The sequence below is a fragment of the Stenotrophomonas sp. Ste96 genome, assembly GCF_024519495.1.
In the GTDB taxonomy this organism is placed as follows: Bacteria; Pseudomonadota; Gammaproteobacteria; order Xanthomonadales; family Xanthomonadaceae; genus Stenotrophomonas; species Stenotrophomonas bentonitica_A.
In genome coordinates this window covers 78074-90332 of the sequence record NZ_JALJRX010000002.1, presented here as the reverse complement: position 1 = coordinate 90332, position 12259 = coordinate 78074, and the positions used below count along the sequence as shown (strand labels likewise).

Annotated in this window: 14 protein-coding genes; 2 read left to right on the top strand and 12 right to left on the bottom strand. The window is 67.2% G+C overall.

From position 1 onward, the window contains the following. Positions 1 to 405: 405 nt before the first annotated feature. The 10 genes from ubiB to rlmE form a co-directional block, all read right to left on the bottom strand. Entirely contained in the window at positions 406 to 2085 is a 1680-nt protein-coding gene (ubiB, locus tag OC373_RS07200) for a 2-polyprenylphenol 6-hydroxylase (protein WP_019183316.1), read from the bottom strand. Between the two features lie 36 nt (positions 2086 to 2121). After that, entirely contained in the window at positions 2122 to 2616 is a 495-nt protein-coding gene (locus OC373_RS07195) for a CinA family protein (protein ID WP_019183317.1), read from the bottom strand. A gap of 175 nt (positions 2617 to 2791) precedes the next feature. Then, positions 2792 to 4102, bottom strand: coding sequence for a ribosome rescue GTPase HflX (gene hflX, locus OC373_RS07190; protein WP_070427094.1), 1311 nt, complete (start codon positions 4100 to 4102; stop codon positions 2792 to 2794). A 26-nt stretch (positions 4103 to 4128) separates the two neighbouring features. Continuing rightward, positions 4129 to 4410 (bottom strand): RNA chaperone Hfq, encoded by a 282-nt coding sequence (gene hfq / locus OC373_RS07185; protein WP_019183319.1) that lies wholly within the window; start codon positions 4408 to 4410, stop codon positions 4129 to 4131. A 107-nt stretch (positions 4411 to 4517) separates the two neighbouring features. Next, the gene (gene miaA, locus OC373_RS07180) at positions 4518 to 5471 is read right to left on the bottom strand and encodes a tRNA (adenosine(37)-N6)-dimethylallyltransferase MiaA (RefSeq protein ID WP_261997361.1); all 954 of its coding nucleotides are present in this window, start codon (positions 5469 to 5471) and stop codon (positions 4518 to 4520) included. Then, positions 5471 to 6370 (bottom strand): dihydropteroate synthase, encoded by a 900-nt coding sequence (gene folP / locus OC373_RS07175; RefSeq protein WP_261997360.1) that lies wholly within the window; start codon positions 6368 to 6370, stop codon positions 5471 to 5473. The genes miaA and folP overlap by 1 nt, the downstream gene beginning before the upstream one ends. A gap of 57 nt (positions 6371 to 6427) precedes the next feature. Further along, entirely contained in the window at positions 6428 to 6931 is a 504-nt protein-coding gene (locus OC373_RS07170; protein WP_156785769.1) for a hypothetical protein, read from the bottom strand. A 107-nt stretch (positions 6932 to 7038) separates the two neighbouring features. After that, the gene (locus tag OC373_RS07165) at positions 7039 to 7224 is read right to left on the bottom strand and encodes a hypothetical protein (protein ID WP_019183322.1); all 186 of its coding nucleotides are present in this window, start codon (positions 7222 to 7224) and stop codon (positions 7039 to 7041) included. Positions 7225 to 7324: 100 nt separating this feature from the next. Beyond that, positions 7325 to 9265, bottom strand: a complete 1941-nt coding sequence (gene ftsH, locus OC373_RS07160) for an ATP-dependent zinc metalloprotease FtsH (RefSeq protein ID WP_019183323.1) — start codon at positions 9263 to 9265, stop codon at positions 7325 to 7327. A gap of 53 nt (positions 9266 to 9318) precedes the next feature. Then, positions 9319 to 9951, bottom strand: a complete 633-nt coding sequence (rlmE, locus tag OC373_RS07155) for a 23S rRNA (uridine(2552)-2'-O)-methyltransferase RlmE (protein ID WP_019183324.1) — start codon at positions 9949 to 9951, stop codon at positions 9319 to 9321. Positions 9952 to 10016: 65 nt separating this feature from the next. Here rlmE and yhbY point away from each other — a divergent pair, with 65 nt between their 5' ends. Beyond that, positions 10017 to 10322, top strand: coding sequence for a ribosome assembly RNA-binding protein YhbY (gene yhbY, locus OC373_RS07150; protein ID WP_019183325.1), 306 nt, complete (start codon positions 10017 to 10019; stop codon positions 10320 to 10322). A 13-nt stretch (positions 10323 to 10335) separates the two neighbouring features. Further along, on the top strand, positions 10336 to 10710 hold the full coding sequence (locus OC373_RS07145) for an MTH938/NDUFAF3 family protein (protein ID WP_019183326.1): 375 nt from the start codon (positions 10336 to 10338) through the stop codon (positions 10708 to 10710). Positions 10711 to 10856: 146 nt separating this feature from the next. Here the strand turns inward: OC373_RS07145 and OC373_RS07140 are convergent, their stop codons facing one another. Together OC373_RS07140 and OC373_RS07135 are read right to left on the bottom strand one after the other, a co-directional pair. Further along, the gene (locus tag OC373_RS07140; RefSeq protein WP_070427090.1) at positions 10857 to 11636 is read right to left on the bottom strand and encodes a peptidoglycan DD-metalloendopeptidase family protein; all 780 of its coding nucleotides are present in this window, start codon (positions 11634 to 11636) and stop codon (positions 10857 to 10859) included. Further along, on the bottom strand, positions 11633 to 12247 hold the full coding sequence (locus OC373_RS07135) for a YqaA family protein (protein ID WP_070427089.1): 615 nt from the start codon (positions 12245 to 12247) through the stop codon (positions 11633 to 11635). Before OC373_RS07135 ends, OC373_RS07140 begins: the two co-directional genes overlap by 4 nt. Positions 12248 to 12259 lie beyond the last annotated feature (12 nt).

Below are 12259 nucleotides of genomic sequence, written 5' to 3'. Positions count from 1 at the left end.
GTCCGGGCCCCGGCCGAAGCCGCCAGCAACGCCTGTAGCCAGCGACCGTTGGTCGGTGACCGCGCGCAGCGCGGCCATGCCTGACGCTGCGGACGCGTGCCGCTTGCGGCCATCCTTCCGGCGTTGAGCCTCTGCCATCTCGTGGGTCGGGCATTCCTGGCGCGGGATGGGGAGCAGCCACGCATGGCGTGGCACTACCTGGGGCAAACAGAAGAAGACACGCATGGCGTGGCACTACGTGGCAAACAGAAGAAGACACGCATGGCGGGGCGCTACCCGGGGCAAACGATGACCGGCCCAGCCAGCTAACCCGCCAAGAGCAGCCGACCAATGGTCGGCTCTACGCGCAATGTGCGGCGTTGGCGGCACGTTGCGGGGATCCTGCGGATCCCAGCGGCAAGAACCCTAGGGGTTCTTGCCGCTGCGCCAGATCGAGAACAGTATCCACACGCCGCAGAAGCCGGCACCGATGAACCCGGCTACGCCCAGCGCCAGCAGCCAGCGGCTGGAGACGCCGCCGACACTGTGCATGACGATGGAGGAGCCGATGATCAGCGCAGCGGTCACGATGCCCATCACCAGCCGATTGGCGGCGCGGTTGACCTGGTCGCCGAAGCCCTGCAGTGCGGTGGTCTCGACCTTGAGCTGGAGCCGCCCGCGGCGCGCCATCTGCAGCAGTCGGCGGACATCGCGCGGCAGGTCGCCGACCAGGTCCATCACCCCCACCAGGCTGCGCTTGCCGCGCTTGAGCATGGCGCCGGGCGAGTAACGCTGCCACATCACCCGTTCCAGGTAAGGACGCGCGGCACTGGCCATGTCGAACTGCGGGTCAAGCTGGCGGCCCATCCCTTCCAGGGTCAGGAAGGTCTTGATCATCAGGGCCAGATCGGCCGGCAGGGTCAGCGCGTACTGGCGCAGCAGCTGGGTGATGTTGCCCAGCATCAGGCCCATGTGCAGGTCCTTGAGCGGCACCCCGCGGTACTGGTCGACGAAGGTGCTGATGTCCTGCTGCAGCCGCGATTCGTCCACCTCCACGCCACCGGCCCAGTCCAGCAGGACGTCGGCCACCTGCTCGGGCTCCTGCGTGACCAGGCCGTGCAGGAGCTGGGCGACCTGGAAGCGGCGCTGTTCGGAAATCGCGCCGACCATGCCGAAATCGATCACGCCGATCCGGCCGTCGCGCAGGTAGATGATGTTGCCCGGGTGCGGGTCGGCGTGGAAACAGCCATCCTCGAGCACCATCTTGAGCACGATGCGCGCCCCGGTCCGGGCCAGCTGCACGCGGTCCAGGCCGGCTGCATCGACACCGGCCAGGTCGCGGCCGGGAATGCCATCGACGAAGTCCTGCACGTTGAGGCTTTCGCAGGTCCACTGCCAGTGCACGTTGGGAATCAGGATGTCGTTGCGGCCCTGGAAGTTGCGCGCGATCCGTTCGGCGTTGCGGCATTCGGCAGCGAAATCCAGCTCGCGGCGCAGTGACACCTGGAACTGCTGCACCACCTCGGCCGGCCGGTAGCGCTGGAGATCGGGCAGCCGCGCCTCGACGATCTCGGCCAGCCGCGCCAGCAGGCGCAGGTCGGCTTCAATCACGTCGCGGATGCCGGGGCGGCGGATCTTCAGCACCACGGCAGTGCCGTCATGCAGGGTCGCGCGATGGGCCTGTGCCAGCGAGGCGGCGGCCATCGGGGTTTCATCCAGCCACGCGAACACCTCCGTCGCCGGCGCGCCCAGGTCGCGCTCCAGCTGGTCGCGCACCTGCGCGTACGGCAGCGCCGGTACCGCGTTCTGGAGTTCGGAAAATTCAGCGATCCAGTCCGGCGGGAACAGGTCCACGCGGGTGGCCAGCACCTGGCCGAGTTTGACGAAGGTCGGACCCAGATCCTCCATCGCGCGGCGCACGCGCACCGGCGCGGTCATCCGCAGCATCTGCTGGGTGTCGTTCCAGTGCAGCAGGCGGCCGGCACGCTCAAGCACATCGGCCAGGCCGATCCGGCGCACCAGGTCGCCGAAGCCATAGCGGATCAGGACCGACGCGATTTCCTGCAATCGCCCCAGGTCACGCACGGTACCCAGCGTTTCCCACATCGGCCCACTCTCCTGTCAGCACACGCGGTCAGGATGTCACAACAGGGGGAAGATTCCCGTCAGCGCCTGCTGTACGGTCTGCCGCCGTATGGCTTCGCGGTCGCCGTCGAACTGGAACAACTGCGCACGGGCGTAGCCGCCCCGACCCTTCCAGCCGATCCAGACGCTGCCGACCGGCTTGTCCTCGCTGCCGCCGCCCGGCCCGGCGATCCCGGTCACCGCCACGGCGATGCCCGCCCCGGAATTGATCAACGCGCCGGAGACCATCTCCAGCACGGTCTCGCGGCTGACCGCGCCGAACTGCTCCAGCGTCTGCGCACGCACGCCAAGCAGACGCTGCTTGGCTTCGTAGCTGTACACCACCATGCCGCAGTCGAAGAACGCCGAGGAACCGGCGATATCCGTCATCGCCTTGGCGATCCAGCCGCCACTGCAGCTCTCGGCGGTCACCAGTTGCAGCGAGGCCTGCTGCAGCCGCTGCCCCACGTCACTGGCGAGGGCGCCGAGCTCGGCGTCGGAAGGAACGGTCATGGGGAATCCTGGATCAACGGGGGAACGAACGCCCCCAGTTTTAGCCGAAATCGTGGGTGATGTCGTGTGTCGCCGGGTGCGACGTAGGGTCGCGCACCCTCAGCATCATGGGATGCCGGCCAGCGGCCGGCACTACCTCAGGATCGCGGGCGCCGGCCAGCGGCCGGCGCACCCCTCACCACTCCGGAAGTTTTTCCGGGAGCATGGCGCGGATCGGTGCGCCGTCCTCGCCGGCCGCCAGCTTCTCGGCCTCGGCGATCGGAATCTCAACCTGCAGCAGCCAACCGTCTTCATCGGTTGCTTCGCTGCGCACGACCTCCAGCTGGTGCAGACGCGACCGCAGGCGACCGGCACTTGGCGGCAGCCGCAGCTCGCCACTGACGTGCTGCAGGCCCAGGCGCTTGCCCAGCACGGACTGCAGCAGCGGCAGGCCCACGTTGTCGCGAGCGGAAATCCAGACCCGTTCGCGACGGGCGCTGTCGGGGATGCCGTCCTGGCCATCGTGGCGCACCTCGGCCCCGTCGATGCGGTCGATCTTGTTGAACACCAGCAGCTGCGGCAGATCGCCCGCGCCGATGGCAGTCAGCACCTCATCGACCTGCGCGATGCGCTCCTCACGGTGCGGATCGGCGGCATCGACCAGGTGCAGCAGGAAGTCCGCTTCGCGGGCTTCAGACAAGGTCGAGCGGAACGCCGCCACCAGGTCATGCGGCAGGTCGCGGACGAAGCCGACGGTATCGGCAAGCACGACGCTGCCACCGGGCAGCGCGATGCGGCGCACCGTCGGGTCCAGCGTCGCGAACAGCTGGTCCGCCGCGTAGGCCTCGGCGCCGGTCAATGCGTTGAACAGGGTCGACTTGCCGGCGTTGGTGTAACCCACCAGGGCGACGCGCGGCAGTTCGCTGCGCAGGCGGGCACGGCGCATCTGGGTGCGCTGCACTTCCACCTTTTCCAGTTTCTTCTGCAGCTGCTCCACCCGCTTCTGCAGCAGGCGGCGATCGGTTTCCAGCTGGGTTTCACCCGGGCCACGCAGGCCGATGGAACCACCGCGCTGGCGCTCCAGATGGGTCCAGCCGCGGACCAGCCGCGTGGACATGTGGCGCAGCTGCGCCAGTTCCACCTGCAGCTTGCCTTCATGGCTGCGCGCACGCTGGGCGAAGATATCCAGGATCAGCCCGGTGCGGTCGATCACGCGCCGCTCCAGGAACCGCTCCAGGTTGCGCTCCTGCCCCGGCGACAGGGCGTGGTTGACCAGGATCAGGTCAGCGCCGGTGGCCTCGGCCGCGGCCTTGACCTCGTCCAGCTTGCCGCTGCCGATCAGGATCGACGGATTGGGCCGATCGATGCGCGCGGTCAACGTGGCCGCGATGCTGGCCCCGGCGGAGCGGGCCAGATCGGTGAACTCTTCAAGCACGTCATCTTCGAGCCGGCCGGCATGCGGCTGGATCAGGAGTGCGTGTTCGCCTCGCTTGGAACGGTCAAACACGCAGTTCTCCAGAATTTTTCACACTGTCACTCAACGTCGTCATCACCTTGGACGCCTTCGGCGCCATCGTTGGACTGCACATAGCCACCACCGGGCCCGACCTTCACATTGCGCGCCGGTACCACGGTCGAAATGGCGTGCTTGTACACCATCTGGCTCACCGTGTTACGCAGCAGCACCACGAACTGGTCGAACGATTCAATCGTCCCCTGCAGCTTGATGCCATTGACCAGATACACCGACACCGGCACACGTTCGCGCCGAAGTGCATTCAGAAACGGATCCTGCAGCGATTGCCCCTTGGACATTGCACACTCCTGATTATTGTTTTTATGGTCTTCCGGCAGTTGCCACGGCCCCCGCCGCCCGCCGGAACCCTTGATGGTACACGGGGCGGGTGGGTGGCGGCGTGGACTCAGCGTGCGACGAAGGTCGACACCGCATCCGCCAGGGAAGCCTTCTCTAAATGGGGATCGAACCAGCGCGCATCAAGCTCCCCGCGCAACCAGGTCAGCTGCCGCTTGGCCAGCTGCCGGGTGGCCTGGATACCCCGCTCACGGAACTCGGCGGCCGTCCCCTGCCCGTCCAGGTATTCCCATGCCTGCCGGTACCCGACCGCGCGTACGGCCGGCAGATCCAGCGGCGCGGCCACCCCGGCCATGGCCGGCAGGGCGCGCAGCGCGCGGACTTCGTCCAGGAAACCGTGATCCAGCATCGCGTCGAACCGGGTTTCGATGCGCTGGTGCAGCACCTTGCGCTCGCGGGGCGCCAACACCAGCTTGAGCGCCCGCACCGGCAGCCGGTCCACACCAGGCAGCTTCTGCCATTCGCTGATCGGGGTGCCGGTCAGGCGATGGACTTCCAGCGCCCGCTGGATGCGCTGTGGATCGGTCGCGTGAATGCGCTTCGCCGCTGCCGGATCGATGCCGGCGAGCTGGGCGTGCATCGCCGCCCAGCCCTGCCCGGCCGCCTCGGCCGCGATCTGCGCGCGCACCGCCGGATCGGCTTCAGGCATCGGCGACAGGCCCTGCAGCAGGGCACGAAAGTACAGCCCGGTGCCACCGGCCAGAATCGGCATGCGGCCGCGCGCAATGATGTCGCGCACGGCCCGGGCGGCGTCGCCGGCGAACTCTGCCGCCGAATAGGTCTGCCACGGGTCGCGCACATCGAGCAGATGATGCGGGGCCTGGGCGCGCTCGGCGGCGTCGGGTTTGGCCGAACCGATATCCAGGCCGCGGTAGACCAGGGCCGAATCGACGCTGACGATCTCACCGTCCAACTGCTGGGCCAGCGCGATCGCGGTGGCGGTCTTGCCCGACGCGGTCGGCCCCATCACCGCGATCGCAAGCGGGCGTTGGTCGACGGCCATCAGTCCTCGTCCGGCCAGCGCGGCATCGCCGGTGCGCCCGAGACCCGCGGCATCGGCACGGCATCCACCGCCGCCCACACCTTCAGGGCATCGACCGTGGCCGCGACATCGTGCACGCGCAGCAGCATTGCGCCGCGCTGGGCGGCGATCAGGTGCGCGGCGACCGAACCGGCCACGCGGTCACGCGGCTGTTCACGACCGGTCAGCTCACCGATGCTGCGCTTGCGCGACAGACCCGCCAGCATCGGGACACCGAGTTCAAGGAAACGGTCCGAGCGCGCCAGCAGGATCATGTTGTGTTCGGTGGTCTTGCCGAAGCCGAAGCCCAGATCGATGACCAGGTGCTTCTTGGCGACGCCGGCCATCTCGGCCTGGAACATGCGCTCGGTCAGGAAACGATGCACCTCGGCGAGGACATCGTCGTAGTGCGGGGTGTCCTGCATGCTGCCCGGCTCGCCCTGCATGTGCATCAACACCACCGGCACGCCGAGCTCGGCGGCAGCCTCCAGCGCACCCGGCTGGCGCAGCGCATGGATGTCATTGATCAGGCCGGCACCGGCGGCGACGGCGGCACGCATCACCTCGGGTTTGAAAGTGTCGATGCTGATCGGCACGGAAGTCTCGCGCGCCAGGCGCTCGATCACCGGGATGACCCGGCGCAGTTCTTCGTCCAGCGGCACCGGCGCACTGCCAGGCCGCGTCGACTCGCCGCCGATGTCGAGCAGGTCCGCACCTTCGGCCACCAGCTGCAGGCCGTGTGCGACCGCGGCCTCGACGCTGTCGTGCTCACCGCCGTCGGAGAACGAATCCGGGGTGACATTGACGATGCCCATGACCCGCGGGCGATCCAGCCGCAGCAAGCGGCCGCCGCAATCGAGCTGGGGAGAAATGTCGAACATGGGCAGATCCACGAAGTACGCCAGCGCGTAGTTTACGCTGGCGCACCGGACCGGCCGTCAGAGGTCGCCGAGGCGGGCCCCATCGACCGGCTTGGCCAGCCAGATCGCCAGATCGCTGCCGATCGCATTGACCGTGCGCTCAAGCACATCGCACGAGCCCTTGAAGCCGGCAAACGCGCCACCGCGCGACACGCGGCGTGCGGTGACCGTGGCCACCTGCTGGCCGTTCTCGAACAGCACGCCGCGCACGGCTGCCGACTTGAAGTGGCCGGTGAACGCATTGCCGGCACTCTGCGCCTCCACAAGCTCCAGCTTCAACGCGTGTCCGCTGCCGGTGTTCACCGGGTCACTGCCGAAGACGATGGTATTGCCATGCGCCGGGGCATTCTTGCCCAGCGCGGTCGCCAGCTGCGCGCCCATCCGGCACTCGGCCTTGATGTTCTCGGCGATGATCGCCGACTCGTTGAACGGCACCGGATCCTGCACGTGGATCTCGGCGGCCATGACCGGCGTGGCACAGCACAACAGCGCAGCAGCGGCTGCGCGCATCGAATGACGCATGAACGTCCCCCTGGAAAGTGTGTCGGCCGATCCCCCGGCCATGCCCGGCCGCGGCATGCGGCGCGGGCAAGCGCATCCTGCCCACTGCCGCCCGCGCGCGCAAGCCCTCAGCGCTGGCGGCGCTTGCGCTCCACGTAGACCGTCTTGGCGATGCTCATCAGCACGCCGACGGCGATGCCGATGCCGGCGCCGAGCAGGAAGTTGTCGCGGGTCAGGCCGATGGCCACGCCAATGATCGTGGCGATCACCATTTCAGTGGTGTGCGAGATCGGCTGCGGTGGGGGTGCGGACATGGCGACTCCAGAACGGGAACGAAAACAGAGCCACATTATGACCTGCCGGAAACGACGAAGGCCGGGTTTCCCCGGCCTTCACCACTTACGTGGGCAACACTCAGATCTGTTCGGCAGGGCCGGCGATCGGGGCGACCGGACGGGCATCGCCGCCCTTGTCGTTGTTGCCGCCATCCTTGTTGCTGGCCGACTTGCCCCAGCCCGCCGGCGGCGGCGGATCGCGCCCTTCCATCACGGCGTTGATCTGCGGCGCATCGATGGTCTCGTACTGCAGCAGCAGCTGGGACATCGTGTGCAGCTTGTCGAGGTTGGCGGTCAGCAGCTCGGTGGTACGGGCGTAGGCCTTGTCCAGGATGCTGCGAACCACTTCGTCGATGCGGCGCGCGGTGTCGTCGGACACGCTCTTGTGCTGCGTCACCGAACGGCCGAGGAACACTTCATCGTCCTCTTCACCGTAGGCGATCGGGCCGAGCTCGTCGGACAGGCCCCACTTGGTGACCATGTTGCGGGCCATCTTGGTGGCGCGCTCGATGTCGTTGGAGGCACCGGTGGTGACCTTGTCGGTGCCGAAGATCAGCTCTTCGGCGACGCGGCCGCCATACAGCGAGCACAGCTGCGATTCGATCGCCACGCGGTTCATCGAGTACTTGTCGCCTTCCGGCAGGTACATCGTCACACCCAGCGCGCGGCCGCGCGGAATGATGGTGACCTTGTAGACCGGATCGTGCTCGGGCACCAGGCGGCCGACGATGGCATGGCCGGCTTCGTGATACGCGGTGAGCGTCTTTTCTTCTTCGCTCATCGCCATCGAACGGCGCTCGGCACCCATCAGGATCTTGTCGCGGGCACGGTCGAAGTGGTCCATGCGGACTTCCTTCTCACCGCCACGTGCGGCAAACAGCGCTGCTTCGTTGGCCAGGTTGGCCAGGTCCGCACCGGAGAAGCCCGGGGTACCGCGCGCGATCACCATCGGCTCGACATCGTCGGCCAGCGGCAGCTTGCGCATGTGCACCTTGAGGATCTGCTCGCGGCCCTTGACGTCCGGCAGGCCGACCACGACCTGGCGGTCGAAACGGCCCGGGCGCAGCAGCGCCGGATCCAGCACGTCCGGACGGTTGGTGGCGGCGATGACGATCACGCCCTCGCCTCCCTCGAAACCGTCCATTTCGACCAGCAGCTGGTTCAGGGTCTGCTCGCGCTCGTCGTGACCGCCGCCCAGGCCGGCACCACGGTGACGACCGACGGCGTCGATTTCATCAATGAAGATGATGCACGGAGCCTGCTTCTTGGCCTGCTCGAACATGTCGCGCACGCGGCTGGCGCCGACGCCGACGAACATTTCCACGAAATCCGAACCGGAGATCGAGAAGAACGGGACCTTGGCCTCACCCGCAATGGCGCGGGCCAGCAGGGTCTTGCCGGTACCCGGCGGGCCGACCATCAGCACGCCGCGCGGAATCTTGCCGCCCAGCTTGGTGAACTTGGTCGGGTCACGCAGGAAGTCGACCAGTTCGCCGACCTCTTCCTTGGCCTCGTCGCAGCCGGCGACATCGGCGAAGGTGACCTTGATCTGGTCTTCGCCCTGCAGCTTGGCGCGCGACTTGCCGAAGGACATCGCGCCCTTGGCCCCGCCGCCACCGCCCTGCATCTGGCGCATGATGAAGATCCAGAAGCCGATGATCAGGATCACCGGGAGGAAGTTCATCAGGATCGCGCCCAGCGAGATGCCGCTGGAGGGCGGCGCCTGCTCGAATTCCACCTTCTTGCCGCGCAGCACGTTGATCAGGTCACGATCGTAGGGCGCGGTGATGGTGCTGGTCTGGCCGCTGCGGGTGGTGTAGGTCACATCATTGGCACCGCCGCGCATTTCGCCCAGCACTACTTTCTGGATGTTGCCGCTGTCCACCTGGTCGAGGAACTGCGAATACGTCGCACCCTGCGCGCCGGCTCCGCTGCTCTTCGGCGAGAAGCTCTGGAAGACCACCATCAGCACGACGGCGACGACCACCCATAGCAGGAGGTTCTTGGTCAAGTCGTTCATCCTCATTGGCTCCGGTGTTCCTCTAATTCCTGACGCGATTCGTATGGTTGAGCTTACTTGATCTGCGCGCGTTTTCCCTGCCCCAAGGCGTACACCTCGGGCGAGCGCTTACGGGACGCTTCAGGCTTGCGGATCACCACTTTGTCGTACCGGCGGCGCATTTCGCGCACGTAGTCGTCAAAGCCCACGCCCTGGAACAGCTTGATCAGGAACGCGCCACCGGGCTTGAGATGGTTGTCGGCAAACTCCAACGCCAACTCCGCCAGGTGCATCATCCGCGGTTGGTCCACCGCGTCCATTCCACTCTTATTGGGGGCCATATCCGAGAGCACAAGGTCTACCGGCTGATCCCCCAGCATGGCTTCGAACTCCGATAGGACGGCCTGTTCCCTGAAGTCACCGTGAAGGAACTCCACGCCGGCCAGCGGCGGCATCTCCAGGATGTCCAGCGCCAGGACCCGCCCGGTGTCGCCGATCTGACGGCGGACCTGCTGGGACCAGCCGCCCGGGGCGGCCCCCAGGTCGACCACGACCATGTGCGGCTTCAGCAGCCGATCCCGCTCCAGCAGCTCCTCCAGTTTGTAGGCCGCGCGCGAGCGCATGCCCTCGGCCTGGGCCTTCTTCACGAAGGGGTCGGCGAAGTGCTCTTTCAACCAACGTTGACTGCTTTTGCTGCGGGTTGCCATTGAGATGCGGGTCCGATGGGGAGGTCATGATACCCTGATCGCCCCAGTTAACCGCTTGTTCCTGAATGGCTATCGCCCTGACGTCTTCCCAAACCCGTTTCCTCCGCGGCCACGCGCATGATCTGAAAGCCCTGCTCCAGATCGGCGGCAAGGGGGTGACACCGGCCTTCCTGGCTGAACTGGAAGAGGTGCTGGAACGCCACGAGCTGATCAAGGTCAAGGTCGCCGCCGAAGACCGCGAGGCCCGCGACGCCCTCATCGCCGAGCTGGTCAGTGCCAGTGAAAGCGCGCTGGTGCAGCGCATCGGCCACGTGGCCGTGCTGTACCGCCCGAGCAAGGAACAGCGCCAGATCGTCCTGCCGCGCGGCTGATCCCGGAACGCCCATGCAGCTGAGCCACGAAATCCCCGATTACGCCTACGCCCTGCGTGCCGCCGATGGCCGCAGCGCGAAGGTGAATGACCGGACCCTGGCCGCCAGTTTCATCCTGGCCCCGGACACGCTGATCGAAGCCTGGCCAGTGGCCGATATCGCCCGCCTGACCCCGGAAGACCTGGCGCCGGTGCTGGCGCTGAACCCCGCACTGGTGGTGCTGGGCACCGGCGATACCCAGGTGTTCCCGCCCGCTGCGGTCATGGCCGCATGCCTGACCCGGGGGATCGGCCTGGAAGTGATGAACAACCCGGCGGCCGCACGGACCTTCAACATCCTCGCCAGCGAGGGTCGCAAGGTGGCGGCGGCGTTCATCCTGAAGGGGTGAGACCGGAATTTCCGTTCAGAAAAGGCCGCCCCTGGGGCGGCCTTTTTTGTGCCTGCGTCCCGGTCCTCGACAGCGACGCATGGCGTCCTCTACCACCCGGTTACGAGCTGTGCGGGGTAGAGCCGACCGTTGGTCGGCTGCATTGATTACCGCGGCGGCAGGTACAGCAGCGGATCGACCGGCTTGCCGTTGTAGCGGATCTCGAAGTGCAGCATGTCGCGCGCAGCGCCGGTGCGGCCCATTTCGGCGATCTGCTCGCCGGCCTTCACGCTCTGCCCTTCGCTGACCAGGCGCTTGCGGTTGTGGCCATACGCCGACAGCCACTGGTCGCTGTGCTTGATGATGATCAGCTCGCCGAAACCGACCAGGCCGGCACCGGAGTACACCACCACGCCGGCGGCGGTCGCACGGACCGGCTGGCCGCTGGTGCCGGCGATGTCCACGCCCTGCTTGGTCGCCTCGCCGGCGACGAAGCGGCCAACGATTGCGCCATCGGCCGGCCAGCGCCAGCTGATGTTGCTCTTGATGGCGGTGGTCGGGGCCGGGGTGGCCGCCGGCGCGGTGCTGCCCGGACGCGGCGCGGTGACCACGGTGGTCGGGGCGCGGCCGGGGCTGCCACTGCCGCCCGGGTACAGGCGTAGCGACTGGCCGGGATAGATCGTGTACGGCTCGGCCAGCCCGTTCCAGGCAGCCAGATCACGCGGGGTGATGTTGTGGATGCGGGCCAGTGCATACAGCGTGTCGCCACGACGGACGACCGCAGTCTGGCCGGGCTTGGCCACCGAGGTCTGCGGCGTGCTGTGGGCCACGCCGCCGCCCGAGCCCGAGGGCCGCACCACGGTGGCAGTGCCGCAGGCGCTCAGCGCCGACACCACCAACAGCAGCGCGCCGCTGCGCACTCCCTTGCTCAAACGATCAGCACTCATGCGAACTTCGACCTCCATACAAGCCAGGCGACCAGCACGACCACCAGCGCGGTCGCGATCCAGCCCAGCGGTTCAATCCAACGGCGCAGCGCAGCTTCCGCGCGCGGCCCGCCAATACGAATGACCGCTGCCAGCACGTACACGCGCTTGCCACGGCCGATCAACATGCTCAGGAAATACTGCGGCAACGGCACGCCGACGATACCCGATGCCCATGTGAAGACCTTCATCGGGATCGGCATGAAGCCGCCCAGCACCAGGAAGGTGAACACTGCCCACGGCGACTCGGCCATCTTGGCCTGCACGATGGCGATGCCCCCCTCGATGCTGCCCAGCATGCCCAGCGCGGCGAACACCGGCTTGAGCGCTTCAAAGGCGAAGTGGCCCAGCGCATAGCCGACCAGCGCACCGACCATCGAGCCGGCCAGGCTGAGCGTGGCGAACCACCAGCCGCGCTTGGGCTGGGCCACGCACATCGGCGCCAGCATCACCTCGGGCATCACCGGGAAGATGATCGCTTCGATGAAGCTCAACACCGTCAGATAGGTCGGGGCGCGCTCGTGCGCGGCCCACTTCATTGCCCGCTCGTACAGCGGACCAAAAATCTTCATGACGCAACGCTC

Bases quoted from the DNA above. Each gene is read 5' to 3' on its own strand.
- OC373_RS07145 (WP_019183326.1), top strand. From the start codon at position 10,336: ATGCAGCTGAGCCACGAAATCCCCGATTACGCCTACGCCCTGCGTGCC.
- OC373_RS07165 (WP_019183322.1), bottom strand. From the start codon at position 7,224: ATGTCCGCACCCCCACCGCAGCCGATCTCGCACACCACTGAAATGGTG.
- OC373_RS07135 (WP_070427089.1), bottom strand. From the start codon at position 12,247: ATGAAGATTTTTGGTCCGCTGTACGAGCGGGCAATGAAGTGGGCCGCG.
- ubiB (WP_019183316.1), bottom strand. From the start codon at position 2,085: ATGTGGGAAACGCTGGGTACCGTGCGTGACCTGGGGCGATTGCAGGAA.
- ftsH (WP_019183323.1), bottom strand. From the start codon at position 9,265: ATGAACGACTTGACCAAGAACCTCCTGCTATGGGTGGTCGTCGCCGTC.
- hfq (WP_019183319.1), bottom strand. From the start codon at position 4,410: ATGTCCAAGGGGCAATCGCTGCAGGATCCGTTTCTGAATGCACTTCGG.
- yhbY (WP_019183325.1), top strand. From the start codon at position 10,017: ATGGCTATCGCCCTGACGTCTTCCCAAACCCGTTTCCTCCGCGGCCAC.
- folP (WP_261997360.1), bottom strand. From the start codon at position 6,370: ATGTTCGACATTTCTCCCCAGCTCGATTGCGGCGGCCGCTTGCTGCGG.
- miaA (WP_261997361.1), bottom strand. From the start codon at position 5,471: ATGGCCGTCGACCAACGCCCGCTTGCGATCGCGGTGATGGGGCCGACC.
- OC373_RS07195 (WP_019183317.1), bottom strand. From the start codon at position 2,616: ATGACCGTTCCTTCCGACGCCGAGCTCGGCGCCCTCGCCAGTGACGTG.
- OC373_RS07170 (WP_156785769.1), bottom strand. From the start codon at position 6,931: ATGCGTCATTCGATGCGCGCAGCCGCTGCTGCGCTGTTGTGCTGTGCC.
- OC373_RS07140 (WP_070427090.1), bottom strand. From the start codon at position 11,636: ATGAGTGCTGATCGTTTGAGCAAGGGAGTGCGCAGCGGCGCGCTGCTG.
- rlmE (WP_019183324.1), bottom strand. From the start codon at position 9,951: ATGGCAACCCGCAGCAAAAGCAGTCAACGTTGGTTGAAAGAGCACTTC.